The organism is Polaribacter sp. R77954, assembly GCF_044595335.1.
Taxonomy (GTDB): domain Bacteria; phylum Bacteroidota; class Bacteroidia; order Flavobacteriales; family Flavobacteriaceae; genus Polaribacter.
In genome coordinates, this window is the sequence record NZ_CP138992.1 from 1,417,683 (window position 1) to 1,439,514 (window position 21,832).

At 30.2% G+C, this 21,832-nt stretch carries 20 protein-coding genes; 13 read left to right on the forward strand and 7 right to left on the reverse strand.

Annotated elements, in window-relative coordinates; genetic code table 11:
* Window positions 1-15: 15 nt before the first annotated feature.
* Window positions 16-1,971: a putative porin gene (locus SJY27_RS06205; RefSeq protein WP_397447387.1), complete on the reverse strand. Its 1,956-nt coding sequence runs from the start codon at window positions 1,969-1,971 to the stop codon at window positions 16-18.
* A 134-nt stretch (window positions 1,972-2,105) separates the two neighbouring features.
* Between SJY27_RS06205 and SJY27_RS06210 the strand changes: the two genes are divergently transcribed.
* Both SJY27_RS06210 and SJY27_RS06215 read left to right on the forward strand, forming a co-directional pair.
* On the forward strand, window positions 2,106-2,705 hold the full coding sequence (locus SJY27_RS06210) for a ribonuclease HII (protein WP_397447388.1): 600 nt from the start codon (window positions 2,106-2,108) through the stop codon (window positions 2,703-2,705).
* A gap of 211 nt (window positions 2,706-2,916) precedes the next feature.
* A complete protein-coding gene (locus SJY27_RS06215; protein ID WP_397447389.1) occupies window positions 2,917-3,969 on the forward strand; it encodes a nucleoid-associated protein in 1,053 nt (350 codons plus the stop codon).
* 102 nt (window positions 3,970-4,071) lie between these two features.
* On the opposite strand, the gene lipB is transcribed toward SJY27_RS06215, so the two are convergent.
* Entirely contained in the window at window positions 4,072-4,779 is a 708-nt protein-coding gene (gene lipB, locus SJY27_RS06220; RefSeq protein WP_397447390.1) for a lipoyl(octanoyl) transferase LipB, read from the reverse strand.
* Between the two features lie 66 nt (window positions 4,780-4,845).
* On the opposite strand from lipB, the gene SJY27_RS06225 reads away from it, so the two are divergent.
* Both SJY27_RS06225 and SJY27_RS06230 read left to right on the forward strand, forming a co-directional pair.
* The gene (locus SJY27_RS06225; protein WP_397447391.1) at window positions 4,846-8,625 is read left to right on the forward strand and encodes a reprolysin-like metallopeptidase; all 3,780 of its coding nucleotides are present in this window, start codon (window positions 4,846-4,848) and stop codon (window positions 8,623-8,625) included.
* Window positions 8,622-9,296, forward strand: coding sequence for a hypothetical protein (locus SJY27_RS06230; RefSeq protein ID WP_397447392.1), 675 nt, complete (start codon window positions 8,622-8,624; stop codon window positions 9,294-9,296). Before SJY27_RS06225 ends, SJY27_RS06230 begins: the two co-directional genes overlap by 4 nt.
* A gap of 305 nt (window positions 9,297-9,601) precedes the next feature.
* Here SJY27_RS06230 and SJY27_RS06235 read toward each other — a convergent pair whose 3' ends face one another.
* From SJY27_RS06235 to SJY27_RS06250, 4 genes are all read right to left on the reverse strand, one after another.
* On the reverse strand, window positions 9,602-10,117 hold the full coding sequence (locus SJY27_RS06235) for a DUF4136 domain-containing protein (RefSeq protein WP_397447393.1): 516 nt from the start codon (window positions 10,115-10,117) through the stop codon (window positions 9,602-9,604).
* A 14-nt stretch (window positions 10,118-10,131) separates the two neighbouring features.
* Entirely contained in the window at window positions 10,132-11,160 is a 1,029-nt protein-coding gene (locus SJY27_RS06240) for a M28 family peptidase (RefSeq protein ID WP_397447394.1), read from the reverse strand.
* 493 nt (window positions 11,161-11,653) lie between these two features.
* Window positions 11,654-11,821: a hypothetical protein gene (locus tag SJY27_RS06245; RefSeq protein WP_397447395.1), complete on the reverse strand. Its 168-nt coding sequence runs from the start codon at window positions 11,819-11,821 to the stop codon at window positions 11,654-11,656.
* A 22-nt stretch (window positions 11,822-11,843) separates the two neighbouring features.
* On the reverse strand, window positions 11,844-13,976 hold the full coding sequence (locus tag SJY27_RS06250; protein ID WP_397447396.1) for a T9SS type A sorting domain-containing protein: 2,133 nt from the start codon (window positions 13,974-13,976) through the stop codon (window positions 11,844-11,846).
* A 338-nt stretch (window positions 13,977-14,314) separates the two neighbouring features.
* Between SJY27_RS06250 and kdsA the strand changes: the two genes are divergently transcribed.
* Both kdsA and SJY27_RS06260 read left to right on the forward strand, forming a co-directional pair.
* Window positions 14,315-15,133, forward strand: a complete 819-nt coding sequence (gene kdsA, locus SJY27_RS06255; protein ID WP_397447397.1) for a 3-deoxy-8-phosphooctulonate synthase — start codon at window positions 14,315-14,317, stop codon at window positions 15,131-15,133.
* 261 nt (window positions 15,134-15,394) lie between these two features.
* Window positions 15,395-16,351: a transglutaminase domain-containing protein gene (locus tag SJY27_RS06260; protein ID WP_397447398.1), complete on the forward strand. Its 957-nt coding sequence runs from the start codon at window positions 15,395-15,397 to the stop codon at window positions 16,349-16,351.
* Between the two features lie 39 nt (window positions 16,352-16,390).
* Here the strand turns inward: SJY27_RS06260 and SJY27_RS06265 are convergent, their stop codons facing one another.
* Window positions 16,391-16,762: a DUF1801 domain-containing protein gene (locus SJY27_RS06265; RefSeq protein ID WP_397447399.1), complete on the reverse strand. Its 372-nt coding sequence runs from the start codon at window positions 16,760-16,762 to the stop codon at window positions 16,391-16,393.
* Window positions 16,763-16,793: 31 nt separating this feature from the next.
* On the opposite strand from SJY27_RS06265, the gene SJY27_RS06270 reads away from it, so the two are divergent.
* The 7 genes from SJY27_RS06270 to SJY27_RS06300 all read left to right on the forward strand — a co-directional run bounded on the left by SJY27_RS06270 (window position 16,794) and on the right by SJY27_RS06300 (window position 21,793).
* The gene (locus tag SJY27_RS06270; RefSeq protein ID WP_397447400.1) at window positions 16,794-17,357 is read left to right on the forward strand and encodes a hypothetical protein; all 564 of its coding nucleotides are present in this window, start codon (window positions 16,794-16,796) and stop codon (window positions 17,355-17,357) included.
* Window positions 17,358-17,431: 74 nt separating this feature from the next.
* Entirely contained in the window at window positions 17,432-18,040 is a 609-nt protein-coding gene (locus SJY27_RS06275; protein WP_397447401.1) for a hypothetical protein, read from the forward strand.
* A 29-nt stretch (window positions 18,041-18,069) separates the two neighbouring features.
* Window positions 18,070-18,366, forward strand: a complete 297-nt coding sequence (locus SJY27_RS06280) for a winged helix-turn-helix domain-containing protein (RefSeq protein WP_397447402.1) — start codon at window positions 18,070-18,072, stop codon at window positions 18,364-18,366.
* 50 nt (window positions 18,367-18,416) lie between these two features.
* Window positions 18,417-18,890, forward strand: a complete 474-nt coding sequence (locus SJY27_RS06285; protein ID WP_397447403.1) for a Coq4 family protein — start codon at window positions 18,417-18,419, stop codon at window positions 18,888-18,890.
* Window positions 18,891-18,892: 2 nt separating this feature from the next.
* Window positions 18,893-20,320 (forward strand): DUF4173 domain-containing protein, encoded by a 1,428-nt coding sequence (locus tag SJY27_RS06290; protein WP_397447404.1) that lies wholly within the window; start codon window positions 18,893-18,895, stop codon window positions 20,318-20,320.
* A gap of 575 nt (window positions 20,321-20,895) precedes the next feature.
* On the forward strand, window positions 20,896-21,276 hold the full coding sequence (locus SJY27_RS06295; RefSeq protein WP_397447405.1) for a DUF2809 domain-containing protein: 381 nt from the start codon (window positions 20,896-20,898) through the stop codon (window positions 21,274-21,276).
* Between the two features lie 85 nt (window positions 21,277-21,361).
* A complete protein-coding gene (locus SJY27_RS06300) occupies window positions 21,362-21,793 on the forward strand; it encodes a DUF1361 domain-containing protein (protein WP_397447406.1) in 432 nt (143 codons plus the stop codon).
* Window positions 21,794-21,832 lie beyond the last annotated feature (39 nt).

Consider the following 21,832-nt stretch of genomic DNA (forward strand, 5'->3'; position numbering starts at 1 on the left):
AAAAGTACGTTCTAATTAAATAAACCAATTCCAAACCAAGCCAAAACGTACTGTAAAATCTCTATAAGGATAGTTTGGTGCTGAAAAATAATTCTTTTTAGAAAATGATGATGTTACATTATCTACCTTAAGGTACAAACGTGTTCTACGAACTCTTGCATTAAAAAATACATCAAACGTAGGAAAACCAATTTCTTCTGAATTTTGTAAAGTAAATTCACCCAATAACGGATTGTAAGCATTCGCAAAATACTGGGTAAAATACTTAAAAGTAATTCCAATATTTACAAGCATTGGCTTACCTTCAAACCAATCATCAGTATAATAAAAGGTGTTTCTAGTTACCAATTCTGGCACCCTAAAAACAGAACTACCACTACTTACATTTTGGTACATTACTGTATTATCTAAGGCTAGTTTCCAAAATTTAAACTCACGATTTACTTTGGCTTTCAAGTATACAATCTGATCGTCAAATTGCTGAGGTACATTGTCTGCATTAAAAAAAGTATAATTATCAATATTGGTAAAATTTACGTCAGCATTTATCCACTTAGAAGTAATAGAAAAACCTAAATCTCTAGTATTTACGTTGCTAAACGTATCATTAAGCCAATTGTAACTATCGTAACCACTTTGATGCAAAAGCGTATTAAAGTTTGGTGATTTAGAACTTATCATTACACTACCTTTCAAAGCTAAAACACTATCTTTTTTATAAACAGCCTCTCCTTTTAAATAATTACCAGACAACCTGCCTAAACCTGGAGTTATAGAAGCATCTGCATTTAACTGAAAGTTTTTAATTTTCGCTTTCCAATCTGCCCCAAAAGAAATTGCATTACCTTCTAATTTTAACTTATCTATTTTTTCACTACTGTTTAAAATTGTATCATATCCATAAGAATAACTAGTCAAATTAGCTTTAGCTTTAAATTTACCTAAAACGTATTTCGAGTTAAATTCTAAGTTTAATTCGTTGTTAGTAATTTTACTTTTGGCTGTGCCATCTACATCACTAATAATATTGGAGGCACCAAAAATGGCAGTAGTTGTGGTAGTTTGATCAAAACGATAACTTTTGTTTTCATTTGTAAAAATATGTCCAATTTTTAGGTTGCTAAAATCTTTATCGTTTATAGAATCTTTACTTGCAATTAATTTATAGCTATGTTCTACATACATCCGATTACTATCAAACTGACTTTCAGCATCTGTTAAATTTACATCTAATCGAGAACGTTGTGTAAAATTTTCATCTTCATTAATAAAGTTATCCAACATCTCAGAAGTTAACCCTCCATTTTCTTGATGAAAAAAATCTTGAGAAGCATAATGCCCTCTAATTTCGTATTGATTGTTCTCTGTCCTATAATTAAAAGTTCCTCTAAAATTTCCATTACTAACCAAGGCTCTTCTATAAGCACCTTGAGATCTTAAACCTTTATAAGACATAGAAAAATTTAACCTTCTTGAAAAATTTACTGTAAAAATTGCATCTACGACTTGCCCTTGCTGTAAACCTGTTCTGTATAAAATTTCTGTAGTTGGTGTAGGTACTTCAAAATATTTAATATCATCAACCTCTAAATAACTTACTTGTTTTGCACTATAACCTATATCTGGCAAACTGCTTAAATCACTAAAAATATAACCAAGTTTATTGTGCGTTTGCCCTTGATTATGGAATTCTAAAAACTCAAAATTATCTTTTCTTAAATAATTAAACCTGTATTCTTTTTGTAAAGTAAGCGTGGTATCAATATAAGTTGTATCTCTGTTATGAGAAATAATTTTGTAATCGGTATATTTTGTTTTACCCGATAAAACTACTTTTGTTTCTAAAGAAAGGCTATCTGTTTTTTTACCAGACGAAAGACCATCTAATCCAGCCCCTCTAATTTGTTGAGAAAATAGCGAGTTATTGGCAACAATTAACAGCAAAAAAAATAAAAAAAAATGTTTTAACATAGTAGATATCTGCGTAGCAAATGTAAAATAATAAAACGAAAAGATTCGTTAATAAAGTTAATGAAATCTGTTAATTCTTCACAGAAATTCAATAAAAAAAACAAACCTAACCAAATCTTTCTTTTCTTTGTAAGATGTTGCAGGGCAATTTTAGCGGTTTTTCTTTAGAAGTAGGTACAGACGAAGCAGGTAGAGGTTGTTTGGCTGGCCCTGTAGTAGCTGCTGCTGTTATTTTACCTAAAAATTTTTCGCACCCTTTTTTAAATGATTCAAAACAAATTTCAGAAAAAAAGCGTGATGAACTAAGGCCTTTTATAGAAAACCATGCGCTTACGTTCGGTGTTTCTTTTGTTTGGCAGCAAGAAGTAGATGACATTAATGTACTACAAGCCTCTATTACAGGCATGCATAGAGCTATTGATGCTTTAAAAATTACTCCAGAATTTATTATTGTTGATGGAAATAAGTTTAGAAACTACAAAAAAATTCCTCACAAAACTATTGTAAAAGGCGATGCAAAATTCCAAAGTATTGCAGCAGCCTCTGTATTAGCAAAAACCTATAGAGATGAATATATGGCTAAAATTCATCAAGAATACCCCATGTACAATTGGCAAAAAAACAAAGGTTACCCAACCAAAGCACATAGAAATGCCATTCGCGAATTTGGTGCTACAAAATACCATAGAAAAACGTTTAAACTTTTACCAGAACAATTAAAGTTGAAGTTATAATTTTTTTTAGAAGCTACTTGTGCTGAATTTATTTCAGCATCTTACTATTCATAGAAAGTAACTTTATTATTTGAAGGTGAAACGAGCTTAGCATAAAAAAAGAACTCAAACAAGCCGTTCAACAAGGGCTATACTTGTTTGCAAACTTTAGTAAATAACTTCAAATTATTTAAAAAAGTTCAACTATTTTTACGCTCCAAATTTCTAGATCATGATTAAAAAAACAAGAGCCGAAATCACCAAATGTATTTTACACAAAGTCGCTAATAAATTCAATAGCGGTCAAAATGTACTTTCAGAAGATTTAATTCGTTTCGATCAAGAAGGTTACGATTTAATGAAGAGTTTTTTATTAAAACCATTTGGTAGTTTAACACAAAGTTATCGTTTTTCTCATCACGCAGATGTGCGTTTAAACGAGTTGAATAATTATGCAACTGAAGTTTTTAAAGATGAAAATACGTTTATAGAATACTCAAAAAACATCGTAAATCATTTATACGAACAATCGAATTCTGCTCAAATTAAAACAGGAGATGTAATTGTAGTTTTTATAGAAGGTTTAGAGTATAAAGATGTTTTAACAGAGGCAATTGGAGTTTTTAAAATCGAAAATAAAGTTGATTTTTTTCAGACCTATTTAGATGATAATGATAGTTTTGATGTTGTGGTTCAGAAAGGAATATCAACCAAAAGAATAGACAAAGGTTGTTTAATTTTAAATACATCAGATACAGAAGGTACTGTTGTTTTTTCTGTAGATAACAACAATTACGATGCCCAATATTGGATTAAAAATTTCTTATCTGTAAAATTAGCAGACGATTATAACTCACATACTCAGAACTATTTAGAATTGTGTAAAGAGTTTTCTGAAGAGGTTATAAAACCAGAATTTGGAAAACACGAACAAGGTAATTTCTTAGCAAATACAGTAGATTATTTTAAAGAACACGAAGCTGTAGATTATCACGAATTTAAAGACGAAATTTTTGAAGAAGACAAACACAAAGATTTGTTCGAAGATTATAAAAAACACTACGAAGATTTAAATGATGTTTTAATCCGTAATAATTTTGATGTTTCTGGTGTTGTTTTAAAGAAAGAAAAAAGCAAGTTAAAAACCGAAATTAAATTAGATACCAACATCAATATAAAATTAGATGTTGATGCACCTGATGCTGCTTCAGAATATTTAGAAAGAGGTTATGATGAAGAGAAAAAAATGAAATTTTATAAGGTTTATTTTAATGAAGAGAAATAGTTTTGTTAGTAGTTAGTAGTTAGTTGTTGGTTGTTGATTGTTGATTGTTGATTAAGAAAAATCATCTACTTCCACTAACTACAAACCACAAACCATTAACCACTAACTATCAACCAAAAACTCACCAACCTCAAAAAGTGTTTTAAAATGCTTTAAAATTTTGTTTTTAACTGCTACTAAATCTACTTTTTCACCCAATTCAGCTTCCATAGAAGTTACAGCTTTACCACGAATTCCACAGGGAATTATATTATCAAAATAACCCAAATTCACATTTGCATTTAAAGCAAAACCGTGCATGGTTACCCAACGTGAAGAACGAATACCCATTGCACAAATTTTACGTGCAAAAGGGGTGCCAACATCTAACCAAACACCTGTTTCCCCTTCGCTTCTTGTACCTTTTATGCCATATTCTGCAATGGTTAAAATAATGGTTTCTTCTAACAGACGTAAATACTTATGAATGTCAGTAAAAAAATTTTCTAAATCTAAAATAGGATAACCAACAATCTGACCAGGACCATGATAGGTGATATCTCCTCCTCTATTTATTTTGTAAAAAGTTGCCCCTTTCTCTTTCAGTTGATGCTCATTTAATAATAAATTGCTCAAATCTCCACTTTTGCCAAGTGTATACACATGTGGATGTTCAACAAACAAAAAATGATTTTTAGTTATTTGTTGTAAATTATTTCTTCTATTAGAAATCTTAACAGCTACAATTTCTTGTAAAAGTTCTGTTTGATAGTCCCAAGTTTCTTTATAATCTTTAAAAGACAAGTCTTTTAGCAGTATATTTCTATTCATAATTATAAACACAAAGGTAAATATTTCATTATATTTGAAACTACAATGTATGTTAAATACACTTTTATGAAAAATAGACTATCACTTTTTCTTTTTTTAGGTGCTATATTTTTAGGTCAGCAAACAGTATTAGCCCAAAAATTATGGATCAAACAAAAACAAACAAGTTTTGCCATATCAAAAAAAGAAATCTACCAAAAAGAAAAATTTCCTACGCAATATCAAGTATTCAGCTTAAATAAAGGGCTTTTTGAGAATAGCATCCGCGCTAAAACATCAAAAGAAAAATTTATAGAATTGCCAGATGCCAATGGTAATATATCACGTTTTAGAATTGAAGAACACTCTAATTTTGATGCAACTTTACAAGCAAAATACCCAAATATAACTGCTTACACTGCCCAAAGCATATCAAACCCCAATACAATTGCCAAAATTAGCTTGGGTACAGACGGATTTCATGCAGTAATATTTTCTAAAACTAAACCGAATTTATACATCGATCCGTATACCAAAGACAATAAAAATTATATTGTTTATCAAAGAACAAATTTACCGAAAGCAGATGAAGATTTTAAATGCTTGGTAGAATCTCATACTAAAACAGCATTTTCATCAAACAATCAACAAAAAACAAACGATGGTAAATTCAGAACGTTTAGAATGGCATTAGCCTGTACTGGTGAATATGCACAATTTCATTTAGGACCAAGTCAGCAAAACATTTCAGATTCAGCTACAGATCAAGAAAAAAAAGCTGCAATTTTATCTGCTATGAATACTTCTATGACAAGAATTAATGGTGTTTTAGAAAGAGAAATAGCCATTAAACTAGAGCTGGTAGGCAATAATGATGCAATTATTTTTTTAGATGCTGCAACTGATGGAATGACAGATAGTTCTACAAGTACACTTATTAATGAAATACAAGCTATCGTAGACGCTAATATTGGCGATGCTAATTATGATGTAGGCCACGTGTTTAGTACAGGTGGAGGTTCTTTAGATGGTGCTGCAATATTAGGAAGCGCTTGTATAACCAGCCAAAAAGCAAGAGGTGTAACTGGTTTAGGTGCCCCTGTTGGTGATGCTTATGATATAGATTTGGTAATACATGAATTAGGCCATCAATTTGGTGCTACTCATACACAAAATAACGATTGTAATAGAACAGATGCAACAGCTGTAGAACCTGGTAGTGGCTCTACTATTATGGGCTATGCAGGAATTTGTTCACCAAATGTACAATCAGGTAATGCTAATGGAAATAGTGATGATTATTTTCATGCAGTAAGTATTGCGCAAATTTTAAATCTTTTAGATACCTCTGCAAGTTGTGCTACACTAAGTGACACAAATAACACACAACCAACTGCAAATGCTGGAACTGATTTTTCAATTCCTAAATCAACGCCGTTTAAATTAACAGGTACTGCAACAGATGTTGATGGTACAAGTTCTTTAACCTATAATTGGGAACAAATAGATAATGAAACTGCAACAATGCCACCAGTTTCTACAAATGCCATAGGTCCGCTTTTTAGATCATTACCCTCTAAAGATGTTCCTGTCAGATATTTTCCAGATTTAGCTACTATTGTTTCAGGTAGCACCTCTACTACTTGGGAAGTTTTACCTTCTGTAGCTAGACAACTTGATTTTGCTTTTACGGTTAGAGATAATGATGCTAGAGGAGGAAGTACTGCTAGAGATGACGTAAAAATAGAGGTTGTAGATGCAACCCCTTTTTCGGTTACTGCTCCTACTACTGCTGTAACTTGGGATACTGGTTCTACACAAACTATTACTTGGAGTAAAGGCGATACTGATATCTCACCAATTAATTGTGCTTTAGTAAATATAAAACTCTCTATTGATGGTGGTGTAACATTTCCAATAACTTTAAAATCCAACTCTCCTAACGATGGTACTGAAGAGGTATTAATACCAGACAATGCAACAGAAACTGCAAGAATAATGGTAGAAGCTGCCGATAATATTTTTTACAATGTAAATGCTGTAGATTTTACCATAAGATCTACTGCTGCTACTTTTATAATGAATAATACTGATGGACTACAAATTGCATGTAATTCTGGGGACGACATTGCCAATTACAATTTAAATTTCGACTTTATTAATGGTTTTACAGAAACAGTTTCGTTATCTGCTTCTGGGCAACCCGAAGGCGCAACTATTACTTTTAGCTCGTCTACCATAAGTGCAGATGGTGATATAACTATGATAGTTTCTAACCTAAACGAAAAAACAATAGGAGATTATGAAATAAATGTTATTGGTACATCAAACTCTGTTACACAACCTTTAAATGTTAATTTTAAACTGATATCTCCTGAGTTCAATTCATTAACGCTTACATCGCCCTCTAATGGAGCAACAGAAACAGAGTTAACAGAAACATTAATTTGGAATTTAGATAATAATGCTACTTCTTATGATATTGAGGTAGCTAAAGATGCTTCATTTTCTAATATTATTTCATCTGCAACAGTTTCTACCAACTCATATTTACCTGATAATATTTCAAGTGTTACACAATATTTTTGGAGAGTAAAACCCAAAAACAAATGTGGTGAAGGTGTTTTTTCTGATACATTTAGTTTTACCACAAAGCAAGGTGTATACTGTTCATCTTTTTTTACTGATGAAGCTGGCGGATCTGAATACATATTAAACGTAACTTTTGCAGGAATAAATAATGACTCTGGTAATGATACAACTAACGGTTATCAAGATTTTACAGCAATAAACACAGTGCTTGTAAAAGGTATTGAAAAAGAAATAAGTGTTACTTTTGATACTGCTGGTTATCAAGATCATTGCTATGTTTTTATAGATTGGAATCAAGATTTTGAATTTGATATTGACACAGAACGATATAATTTAGGAACCCGAACTGAAGATATTGCCACAACTACTTTAAATATTTCTGTACCTAACAATGCTAGAATTGGAGAAACAAGAATGAGAGTTGTTTTAGAATATGATGATCCTACAGAAGGTTTTGGTGAAGGTGCTTGCGATAACGACCACCTTTCTGAATGGGGAGAAACTGAAGATTATACTTTAATTATTGTGGAACCTATTGGCGATAATAACTTTGTAATACAAACAACTTCTGAATCTTGTCAAGATTTAAATGACGGAATAATTACTGTAACTATTTTGGACACAAGCTTAACCTATGCACTAACAATTACAGGAACTAATACAAATAAGGAAGAAAATTTAACGAATGCTAATTATGAACTAGCAAATTTAGCTCCTGGAAATTATGAAATTTGTATAGAAACTGTAGAACTTAATACTACACATTGCTATGAAGTTGTTATTGAAGAAGCCTTACAAATAGACTTAAAAATAGCCGCTAAAAACGAATCTAACTCCTATTCTTTTGAAATTCTTAAAGGCACACCACCATTTGAAGTTTTTTTAAATAACGAATTAATCGGAGTTTCAAGCAGCGAAAATTTTGATTTAAACATCAACGAATCAGGAATATTAACTGTAAAAACAGCAATAGCATGTGAAGGTGTTTTTGAAAAAAATATTGATGATTTATTGTCTACCAATAATAGTACACCTCAAATTACAGTCATAAAAAATCCTGTACAAGATTTTATTGAACTGCGTTTATCTTCTAACATCAACAACCAAAATTTTAAAACAACAATTTTTGATATTACAGGTAAACTTATTTACAATCAAAATTTTAACACCACATCAGATATCATAAAGATTCCGTTTAATAATTTTGCTAAAGGAATCTATATTTTAAAACTATCTCTAAAAGATGCTAAACCCATTAAAATTTTAAAGCAATGAAGCAATTAAACACCTTATTTTTAATTTGCTTTTGTTTATTAGCATTTCAATGTTCAAAAAATGAAGCAAATCAAGCACCAACAGCAGTATCGCTAATTTACCCAAGTGAAAATCTGTTGTGTATTGACAATACTATAACTTTTAACTGGAGTACTGCCAGTGATCCTGAAAATGATAAAGTAGAGTACAATATTATCATTGCAAAAGATAGAAACTTAACCAATATTATAGAAAACAGAACAATTTCTAACACTCAACTTACGGTAAGTTTAGAGCAAGAAACTGCTTATTATTGGAAAGTTGATGCTTTAGACGTAACCAATGATTTGGGTACAGCATCTGAAACTTATGCTTTTTTTACTCAGGGCGAAACGATTACAAATTATGTACCATTTACATCAGCACCAATAACACCAGAAAATAATAGTCAAGTAAATTCGAATACTGTAAATTTAACTTGGGATGCTGCTGACGCCAATTCAAACGACACACTAACTTATGAAGTATATTTTGGTGAAACAGGCAACATCTCTTTACAAGACGATACTGTTTCTACAAAATCATTTTTAGTTTCGGTGGTATCAGGTAAAACTTATTCTTGGAGAGTAGATGTAAAAGATCAAAATGGAGCAAAATCTATTGGTCACGTTTGGACGTTTAGTGTAAATTAAAGTATGTTGAATAAAAGAAATTCTTGAAGTAGGTTGTAACTTACAATGGTATTTTCAATACTATTTTATACAACAAACCAATTGTTGATTTTTGGAAATGTCTTTTTAAAAACGACTGATTATCTATCTATTCTTTAGAATATTCATCATTTTAAATCAAGATTATTTCAACTGAAAAAAGGAATATAAAGTCAACACCAGAGATAACCAACTTCACTATTTTTTTAAGCGAATTAAAAAATGAAAGACATTTATTTTCAATAAAATATAAATGTATAGACCAAAAAAAATCTATCAAATTGAAGTTAATTAGGTGGATATTTCTCCAAGATCTTTTTAATAATTTCCTGAAAATGATGTTCTTTTTCTTGTGGTTTTCTATTTTCTTTTACGGTTGAATTCAACATTCCTAACCAAAAAACCTCATTTGTTTGGGCATTAACAAATTCAATATTAAACTCCTCATTGCGCTTTTTTACACCAATTGGTATCCCTCCAGAAATTCCAAAACCCCCATTATTAGTCCCAGAACCAATCCCAATTCCTACAGTATTGTAGTTTTTAACATCCGAAATTTTAGAAATTATATGAATGTAAAAATCAGGATTTTCATCCATAGAAAACTCTTTTTGTTGTAATTCAACATTCAGCGATTTTACAATCCTTTTAACATCCAATTCATGCAATCCTTTGCCAATATCACTATAAAAATTATAAGTGGTAAATGCTTTAAAATTAATATTAGCATCATAATCTGTAATTACTTTTGAAGCGGAACAACTCATCAAAATGAATAAAAAAAAGAACAGTACTTTTTTCATGTATGCTATCTTTTTCACTCTTTAATAACCACTCTTGTTGGGGTATCAACCCCATCAATAATACTTTTTGTTCCTTTAGCTACAGCTTGAATGGTTTGTGTAATTATAGTCATGTTTAAAGTTTCAGCCTCATCAGAAACTTTATGATAATCTTTATCTACATCTATGGCTGTTGTAGAAAACGTATGCGAAGGCACACCTAATCTTGCCAAAGAAGCATTATCAGATCTAAAAAACAAGTTGTACTTTTTGTAAGGATCTGGAAATAATTGATACCCTGAACCTTCTAAATTCTTTTGCACAATCTTTCCAAAATCTGAACGCTCAAACCCTGTTAACCAAGCTGTATTTGGTCCAAAACTAGGTGTTTTACCAATCATTTCTAAATTAATACCAGCTACAAACTTGTTGGCATCAATGCCTTTTCCAAAATGTGTAGAGCCAATTAACCCCATTTCTTCTGCTGTAAATGCAGCAAAAACAATGGTTCTTTCATTGCCAACTTTTTTAAAATATTCTGCTAACGCTAAAACTCCAGTTACACCAGAGGCGTCATCGTTGGCACCATTATAAATTTTATCTTCTCCTTTTCCTTCATTTCCTAAATGATCATAATGTGCAGAGATAATTACATATTCGTCTTTTTTACTTTTGCCTTCTAACACTCCTATAATATTAGCAGAAGTAATCTCGTCTTTACTTCTTCTTGGTGTAAAAGTAAATGTTTGTCTATACGAATTTAAATTTTCGAAAGTAGCTAAGCCAATTCTTTCAAACTCACTTTCTATATATTTTGCTGCTTTTTCAATACCTGGAGTCCCAGATTTTCTCCCCTCCATATCATCTGCTGCCAATGTGTATAAATGCTTTCTTACTGTTGTAGAATCAATAAAAAAAGAAGCCGTAACTATTTTTGAATGTGCTATTTCTTTGGATGATAATCCTGCTACTCCGTCTTTTCCATCAGCACCTTTTTGAATATATGTACAACTGGTAATTACAACAAGTAGTACTACCAAAATTAATTTTATTGATTTTATCATAATGACATCTATTTTTCAGCCCTAAAGATAATTAATAAATGACGTTTAAAAAGGTTTTCTTAATCTTAAAAAACAGAATACTTTTAACAGGTAATTTTTCTGTATTTTTAAATTATAGCCTATAATTTTATTTGAGACACCTCAAACTTAACTAAAACATACAGATTCTACTCACTTTTTCACTTGTAGACCCGTGTACTTTATCAAGATGTAAAATTAGTACTACGAATTGATGAAAAAGTAATTTCGATTATAGATACATTAGAAATTGATTTGGATTTTACCCAGGAATTAACAAATTTAAAACTGCTGGATTTAGATTAACGAGTTTAAATTTAGAAGACAAATATAATCTGTATGTAAATATTTATAGCAGTAACATTTCTACTAGTGATACAGGAGTTTTACAGATTAAAAATCAATTGTTATAAAATTACACCAAAAAAAAAGGCTACCTTTTAAAGTAACCTTTTTGTCGAAAACAAAATTTAAATTAGAATCCTGTACCTGGAGCTACTGGACTCTGTGCTTGTGATTTTTGAGGATTTAAAATTATATAAGTTCCTAATGCAGTTAGTGCTGCATATTTACTATAGTTACCTATTTTTTTTAGCGCTTCTTTACGTGTAATATCTTGTTCTGTATGTTTATATTTATTCATTGTGTATTGTAGGTATTAGAGATTATTCTAAAATTATTTTAGTGTTTGATGATCCTTCAGTAGTATTTAATTTTACAATATAAACACCCGATGATAAACTAGACAGACCAACATTAAAACCATTACTAGAAGTAAACTTCTTATTTGTAATTTGCTTTCCTAGTATATTATAAATAGATACAGAACCTGTAGATTGATTTATACCTGTAACCGTAAGAGTTTGATTATTTAGATAAACTCTAGCACCTGTTAATTTAGAGTTATTTGTAGATAATGCATTTTGCGAAGAGGTTCTAAGAAAAAATCTTCCTGAATTATCAACATTATTAGATAATGTTACTTTTAAACTAGAGTCTGTTACATTTGTAAATGTATTTGTAAGTCTATCTTCTAAGAAAACGCTAATTCCTTTTGGTAAATTTTTACTAGTCGCAGCAATTTCAATAACTCCTTTTGATGCTTTAATACCTAAAGGCACAACCATATCTTCAAAATTAGCTTTTGGCAAAGACTGTCTTTCAATTTTAGATTTATTATCTCCTGAAACTAAATTCGAATAAATTTCTAAATCGTAGGTTACCCCTGTAAACATAGACGCATCAAAACCATTATCAAAATTTACTGAAGCACCATCTAAGTAATATAAATCTGTACTGAAGGTTTTATTATTTTGCATAATTGATAAACTTATTTCTGTTCTATCATTTGCATTTTTTAAGAAAGAATCTGATTTATGACTTCGATTGGCTACATTAAATGTAACTTTATTATCTGTAGCACTTCCAGAACTTACAAAAAATCCTTGACCAGGTGCTATTTCAAAAGATCCATCTAATGCAGAAGTTTTTGAAACATATCCTCCCATATTAACTCCATTTTTATTTTCATCCCAAATCCAAATAGTTTCTTCAGTTAATCTATCCGCAGCATTATTATCTGTAAAAAAAGTACCTAAATTTAAATATGCTGTAAAAGGATTTCCAACAAAATTAAAGTTATTTGTACTTTGACTTATTGTTGGCTCTACATTTATTCCTACATAAGTACCTGTCATTAACAAATCACTATTTGCTGCTCCATTATCTATTTTAGCAATTAAACCTGTACCAGAAGCTATGGCATCACTACTAGAAGTTGTAAAGTAATTCCAAGCAGAACCATCATTTGCATATGTAGCCAAACCAATTCTATCTCCTCCAGAACCAGCTGCAAAATTATTTTCTGCTTTTAAAGTTGTAACAGTTGCCCCCGCAACTGGAGGAGAAACAGCATACCATGCATTGCTTAAATCAGCATCTTTTGTTAATGTTCTCTTATAGGTTATATTTCCAGAAGATGTACCGTGAACAATTAAAGAACCTCCATTTTCAATAGTTAAAGAAGCTCCAGAATCTACAGTTAACCTCTCTATAACTACACCAGATGTGCTACTTATAACTGGGTCATTAGATGTTCCTGAGGGGATTGTAACAAAGTCATTGATTAAAGGTACAGTTCCTCTAGACCAATTAGATGCTGTATTCCAATCAGAAGTAGTTCCTAACCAAGTGTTAATTAAAGGATTTGTATCATGTAGTACAATATTATCTATGTATCCAAAAGTAGAAGTACTTAACAATTGACCAGAAGGTGTGTTGTTAAACCCCATGTCTGGATGAAATAGAATCTTATACATGGTACCTGTTGTAAAACTATGTACCCCATCACCATCTGTTTTTACTTCAAAAACAATTCTTTGCCAAGTATTCGACTCACTGGCATTATACTCGTTTAAAGCTCTAGTAATCATAGCATTTCCCCCATTATCACTTTCTCCTGCTGAAGTTCTTACACCAATATCTGGTTGAGCTGTATAGTAGACTAGCATACTTAAATATTTAGTATCTGTTGGTGCTGCTGCAATTGCTATGTCTGGAACCACATCGATAGTTGCAAAAGCCCACCAAGCTGTGGAACCAGATGCTCTACCTATTTTAAGACTATTCGCAGAGGTATTTAACCCAGAAATACTTGGATTTGCTTCAGTTGATAATGTTAAGTTACCACCTTGTATTGTAACAGCTTCATCCCCTGGTTCAAAATTATTTATGTCGGTTTGACTATACAAGTGTATAGAACTGCACACAAATAAAAAAAACATAATTTTTTTCATCATTTTTTATAAATTTTAAAAGTTTGTTAAAACTACTACTTTCAAATACTCAACAAATAGACATTAATTTTCAATACATAGACAATTTTACCTTTTTTATATACTAAATTAACTAATCTTATTCGTTTTTGATGTGTACCTCCTTTTAATAGGGCTTTCTCTAGGTTTTAATAACAAATAAGTGTGTTAAAATTATTTGTATTTGAATTACAAATCAAAATCCTTTAACTATTTAACTACGCTCTTTTATTATTTTTTAAAAAGCAAAACTGATTGTTTTATAAATTAATGGTATCAACTTTTAAATAAATTAATTTCTTATTTTTGTGTAAATTTTTTCCATGACTCTATCTGAAATTTCGAATATAAAAAATACCAACTCTAATAACTTCTTTCTTCTTTGTGGCCCATGTGCTATAGAAGGGGAAGACATGGCAATGCGTATTGCAGAAAAAGCAATAACAATTACTGATAAGTTAGAAATTCCGTATATTTTTAAAGGTAGTTTTAAAAAAGCGAATAGAAGTAGAATTGATAGTTTTACAGGAATTGGAGACGAAAAAGCATTAAAAATTTTACGTAAAGTTTCTGAAACTTTTAACGTGCCCACAGTTACAGATATTCACGAAGTTTCAGATGCTGCTATGGCTGCTGAGTTTGTAGATGTTTTACAAATCCCTGCGTTTTTGGTTCGTCAAACAGATTTGGTAGTTGCTGCTGCAAAAACAGGTAAAGTTGTCAACTTAAAAAAAGGACAATTTATGAGTCCTGCAGCCATGAAACACGCTGTACAAAAGGTAAAAGATGCAGGTTCTAATAAAGCGTGGATTACAGATAGAGGTACTATGTTTGGCTACCAAGATATGATTGTAGATTTTAGAGGAATACCAGAAATGCGCGAATTTGCGCCAACCGTTTTAGACGTTACACACTCATTACAACAACCCAACCAAACAGCAGGTGTTACTGGTGGTAGACCAGAAATGATAGAAACCATTGCTAGAGCTGGTGTTGTAAATAATGTAGATGGTTTGTTTATTGAAACTCATTTTGATCCTGCAAATGCAAAATCTGATGGAGCTAATATGTTGCATTTAGACAATTTAGAAAGCTTGTTAACCAATTTAGTTGCCATTCGAAAAACAATTAATAATTTATAAACACAATTAATTTTAAAATAGTTTTTGGGCGTTTTAACAGGCTTTCGCTACTCGCTTTTTTTCTGAAAAAGAAAAAAGAGCTCAAACAAACCGCTCAATCCTTAACGCGCTCACTCAATTCCACAAAACAGAAATATATATCCTGCAAGGTTTCCAAAACCTTGTAGGTTTTCTGTTTTTAAAAATAAATACCTTTAAGATTTTGGAAACCTTGCAGAAAAGGCACAATATTTGATTTCTTAAATTGTTTAATACGCTGTAATGAAACAACTCTTATTTTTTCTTTTAATTTCTGCATCTACTTTTTCTCAAGATTTTGAAAAAGTTGATGCTAAAGTTTTACAATATCCACGATTTTCTAAGGCTGATGATTTAGCCAATAAAATTGAAAGTGATTTTACTACAGATGCTGAAAAAGCAAGAGCTGCATTTTTTTGGTTTACAAAGAACATCAGATATAATTTGAAGGAGTACTATAATCCGAAACAACGTTATTATCGTTTTAGTTATGCATCAGAAGCTGAAAAAGAACAAAAACTACAAGCTGTTAAAGACAAGTTAATTGAGGCTACATTCAGAAATAAAACAGGCGTTTGCGAAGAATATGCACAATCTTTTAAAAAAATCTGTGATTTATTACATATTGAAGCAGCAGTAATCAAAGGTTATGTAAGAAACAGTGCTAGAGAAATTGGTAAAATGCCTAATACTACAAATCATGCTTGGAATGCAGTAAAATTAAATGGCAAATGGATAATACTAGACGCTACTTGGGCTGCCGGATTTGAAAGAAATGGTAAATGGATTCGAAAATTCAATAATTATTTTTTTGATATGCCTAAAGACAAAATCTTTAAAACTCATTTTCCTGATGATCAACTCTGGGTGTTACGTTTTGGCAGAATGAGTCTTCAAGAATTTTACAATCAACCAATATATAGTGATACGTTTTTAGGTTTATCAACAGAATTAATCGCTCCAAAAAAAGGAATAATTAACGTAAAACCATCAGAAAATATTACATTGAAATTTAAAGATTTAGCGACATCAAACTTAATTTTTTATACTTTTAAAGGAAATAATGTAGCGCAAAAACCAATACTAAAAACAGAAAATGGCTTAACTACTTTGGTGATAAAAAATCCTAATAGAAATACAGATTTCACCTTATTCATCAATAAAGAGGATGCTTTGCATTTTAAGGTTAGAATACAATAATATTAGTTAATTTTCAATACTTATTTTATTAAAGACTCTCTAACTTCTTTTATAAAACCCTTTATCTTTTAATTGATGTGCTTCTTCTAAAACCGTCAACAAAACATCTTCATTAATATCCTCTAATTGGTAATATCGTAACGATTTTACCACTTTTCTATTTTCAGAAATTAAGTGTTCGTTGTATTTGGTTAAATGCGCAGATACCCAAAAGGCTACATCTACATAACCCTTCTTTTTAGACGGATTTAAATAACAAAAAGGTTTATCATCTAAATAATAAAACGGAATTTTCCACTTGAATTGCAAATCTACTTCTGGAAAAGCGCCTTCTATTAAAATTTGCAAATGCAATAAAATCGACTTGAAAGGTTCTGGTTGTTGTAAGATATATGATTCAGCAGGTTTCATTTTTTGTATATTAGCGAAAGTTATAAAATTTATGAGCAAACAACATAATTTTGAGTTAAATTTTTCTTTAAAAGGGAATGCAAGCATACAAATTGGAATCTATTTTTTAATTGCTGCTTTTGCTATTAAAAATATATTAGAAGGTTTTTTAATAGATGATAATGCTTTTGGTATGTTATCTACAGAACTTGTAGAAGTTTTTATAACAATAATAACTTTTGGTACTTTTTTATTTTCTGGTTTAGCATTATACTTTAAAGGAAAACGAAAGGCAAAAAAAGCAGACTATCAGCTTTGGAATGCCAAAACAAAAAAAATATTCTGGCTTATGATATTGAGTTTTATAGCCATTTTTGTGTTGCTTTTGTTGTTACTTAATTTGGGCTTTGTTGATATGCTTACACCAACTTTTCTTTTGCTTTATGGATTATTAATATTTTTAAACAAAAACAAAAAAAGAAAAGATTTATTGGTATTAACTGGTATTTGCTTACTATTGGCAATAATTACGATGCTAATACCTGGTTATTGGTACTCTTCTCTTTTTATTTTAGGTATTGCACATATTACTTATGGTTTAGTAGTTAGAAACTAAAAAATAATTTTAGTTATTTTTTATTGCTGATGTAAAAATTATTTATTTACTTTGTGTTTCAAAGTTCTTTAGAAATGAGTCAAGAAGATTATTTAAAAGACATATCAGAAATTAAAACGCTAATGCGTAAATCATCTCGGTTTATTTCATTGAGTGGTTTGTCTGGTATTTTAGCTGGTATTTACGCTTTAATTGGTGCAGCTGTTGCGTATTGGTTATTTTCTTTAAAAGGAGATGATTATATTGTTTTAGATAGCCATATTTTTAGATTTGTAGTTTTAGATTTACTAATTGTTGGAATATTAAGCATTGGCACTGGAATTTTTTTAACCACCAAAAAAGCAAACAAGAATGGCGAGAAAACTTGGGATGCACTTACAAAAAGATTATTAGCCAGTTTTATTGTGCCTTTGGCTGCTGGTGGAATTTATACGTTAATTATTTTGAGTCAACAAAAATATGGGCAAACTGGCGCTTTAATGCTATTATTTTATGGTTTGGCTTTGCTTAATGCATCTAAATATACATTAGGTGATATTAAATACTTGGGCTATACACAAATTCTGTTAGGCCTAATTTGTGCAATTTATCCTATTTACGGGTTTTGGTTTTGGGTGCTTGGTTTTGGTGTAATGCACATTGTTTATGGTGCTGCTATGTACTATAAATATGATAGAAAATAGGTGTAAATTCGCAACAGAAAAATACGTTTTTGAAAAACATCATACTAAATATCAACAAGGCTTTTGACCATAGAATTCGACTAGGTATAATGTCTATTTTAATGGTGAATGATTATGCCGATTTTAATACCCTTAAAGAATTGTTAGGTGCTACTGATGGTAATTTGGCAAGCCACACAAAAGCACTTGAAAAAGTAGATTTTATAAAAGTAGAAAAGCAGTTTATTGGCAGAAAACCGAATACAAAATATATTGCCACAGATTTGGGAAAATTAGAGTTTAAAAAGCATATCGAAGCTCTAGAAAAATTAATAAAAAACAAATAACTTTTTTTTACTTTTTTACTTTGAAATACAAAGTACTTTGATAATAGAAAATGAGAAAGAAATTTATTTACTGGTTGTTTAAGCATTCACAAAGCATATACATCAAATTTAAAAACAATAAACCTTGGAATATCACATCAAGTGAACTTCTAACCTACCCTACAGCTAGTTTTGGCTATCATTTAGGGGTGCTTTTAGACACCAATGGTTTCGAATTACTACCCAAAGTTGAACGACACGATTGTTATCATTTACTTACAAATTATGGCACAACTGTGCCAGATGAAATTGCCTTGCAATACTTGTGTTTTGGCAATGGAAAACGGAGTTTATATGTTTTGGGTGTTCTTTTTGCAGGCACAATTTTACTTCCAGAGTATTACAAATACTACATTAAATCTTACAAATTAGGAAAAAACTGCAACCCATTTCATCATTTTAACTATCTGAATCTTTTACATTTTCCTTTTCAAGAAATTAAGGAAGCCATTTTTACAAAACAACAAATACTACAAATTCAATAATTATGAACTCAAATAATCTACCACAAAAAGGAATACTTGGCCACAGAAATAACCTCATCATTATAATTCCGTCATTAATTTTTAGTCTCTTATTTTATCATCAACAAACAGGACTCAACTTCTTTTTATTTACCCTAACTACTATGGTGCTTTTAGGAATTAGCAATGCAGCTTTGTTCTTTAAAAGCACAATACTTTTAAAAGCCTTAGCCTATTTAATTTCGGGTATTGCTGTTTTCTTATACAATTCTCCTTTAACGATAATTGCTAATTTACTTGCTTTTTTTACTTTGGTGGGTAGTTTTTCTGAACACAAATCGTCCATTTACATTAATTGGGCAAATGGCATATACACTAGCCTTGTTGCTGCATTTACACTCTACTTTGAAAAAGTAAATGCAACAACTGAACAGAAAAACGCAAAAAAAATCAACTATAGTTATTGGTTAAAAACTGTCGGAATTCCGTTAATTATCGTTATCATTTTTATCAGTTTATACAGAAATGGAAATCCAAAATTTGATGAATTGATATCGCAAATAGATTTTAGTTTTATCAATTTTGAATGGATTGTGTATACAGGATTGGGCTATTATCTGTTTTACAATATTACACATCCTATTTTCGTAACACCAGCAACTCAATTAGATTTAGAGACTGGCAATGTGTTGAAAAACGAAATACTAACAAAAATTGACCTCAAAAAATTAAAAAGTGAAGTCCATTTAGGTATTGTTTTACTGGTTTCACTAAATGTTTTAATTGCGATATTTTTAGTAACAGATATCATACATTTATCTGAAATTCATCAAATGACAGCGCCTGAACTATCGCAACAAGTTCATACAGGTGTAAACGCTTTAATCCTATCCAACTTGTTGGCCATTGCCATTATTTTATACTTTTTTAGGGGCAGTATCAACTTTATAAAAAACAATACAGTACTTAAAAACCTCACTTTTGTGTGGATATCCTTAAACCTAATTATGATTGGTATAACTGCTGTTAAAAATGTAGAATACCTTATTTCATTCGGATTAACCTACAAAAGAATTGGTGTGTTGTTCTTTTTGTGCTTCACTGCTATTGGCTTAATCACCACTTTTATTAAAGTATCTAAAGTGAAAAATTTATGGTTTCTATTTCGAAAAAACATACAAATTGCGTTTACAGTTTTAATCTTATCCTCAACTGTTAATTGGGATAAAATTATTACTTATTACAATATAAATTATGCAAAGCAATTAGATTTAGACTATCTGATAAAACTATCTGACAACAATGCTTTTTTGCTGAAAGATTACGTAGAAAAAAATAAAATTGCCCATAAAAAAGAGATTAAAATCAACAGAAAACATAGAAATTATATGAAAAATTTACAAAATAATTCTTGGCAAGAATTGGTGTTTGACAATTATAAAATTCAATAATGGAACATTCGAATAACTTTGGCATTACTGTGGTTAAATTAACCTTTTTGACTACTATAATTATATGGTGTTGTATTATTTACGATGGATTTACAATGGAAATGTTGCCTTATTTGCTTTTATCAACCTTTCTAATAGTAATGGTGTGGTCGCTTATAATTTTATGTACCATTATGCCTTTCTTTTGGTTTAGTCGAGAAAAAAACGATAAAAACATCATTTTCCATCGCTATTTTCCTTTTTATGCTATTGTGCTATTTCTATTTTTCTTTGTTCTATTTATTGCATTCAATATGGATAAAATAGCATTTGTTTTCTTTGCGCCTATTTTTTACGCTTTGATGTTAGCCTGGGTTTGGTTGTGCAAACCCAATAACCTTAAAAACAAAAAAATTAGTTAGTTAGTTAGTTAGTTAGTAGTTGTTTGATTAGAGCAAAACTGATGTATTATTTGAGTTTGAAGTTTTGCTCTTTTAAAACGAACCAACAACAAAAAAATGATTTCAGACTTCTCCTTACGAAAGAATGACAGCTCAAAAAATTTAACACCATAAACGATTCTATTTTAAACATCAATGATACAATTCAATCTAAACTATTTTTTCCTTTTTTTAATATTACTCCTCACAGAAATAATCATTGCCAAATATGCAACAGGTTTTATCAGACATACTTTTGGCGATTATTTATGCGTAATACTTTTATATGCACTCATAAAAAGTTTTGTAAAATTATCAAACTTAAAAACTGCAATTTTTGTGTTATTGATTGCTTATGCCATTGAGTTTTTACAATTAACTAATCTTCAAAGTTTTTATCCGAATAAATATGCAAAAGTATTAAGGTTGATTTTAGGAACGTCTTTTAGCATAGGCGATTTAATAGCGTATACTTTAGGAATCATTACCACTTTGGTCATAGAAAATAAATTATCAGGCGATGCAAAAAAAAATTAAAACTTCTAGATTTTACCTTTCAATTTTAATATGCTTTTGTTTATTTCTGGTGATGCTAAGAATAAAAATTACAAATTCGCTATTTATGGGTTTTCTAATTTGGAATTTGTTTTTGGCTTATGTTCCGTATTTTATTTCATCAACATTAGAGAAAAGAATGTATAAATCATCAAAATTAATGTTGATTAATCTACTATTTATTTGGCTACTTTTTCTACCCAATGCGCCTTATATTATTACAGATTTTATCCATTTACATCATACTACTGATAATTTAGTTTGGTTAGATATTGTTATATTATTTACATTTTCATCTACAGGAATCCTATTATCAATTGCATCATTAGCACAAATTCATAAAATCATAACACAAAAATGGAAGTCAAAATTCGCAAAATACTTTTCGATATCTGCTACTTTTTTATTTGGCTTTGGCATATACCTTGGCAGGTTTTTAAGACTCAATTCTTGGGATGTTTTAACATCACCATTAATGGTACTAAAAAAAGTATATTAAGTACAAATGACCCAAAAACTTGGTTTGTGACCATTAGCT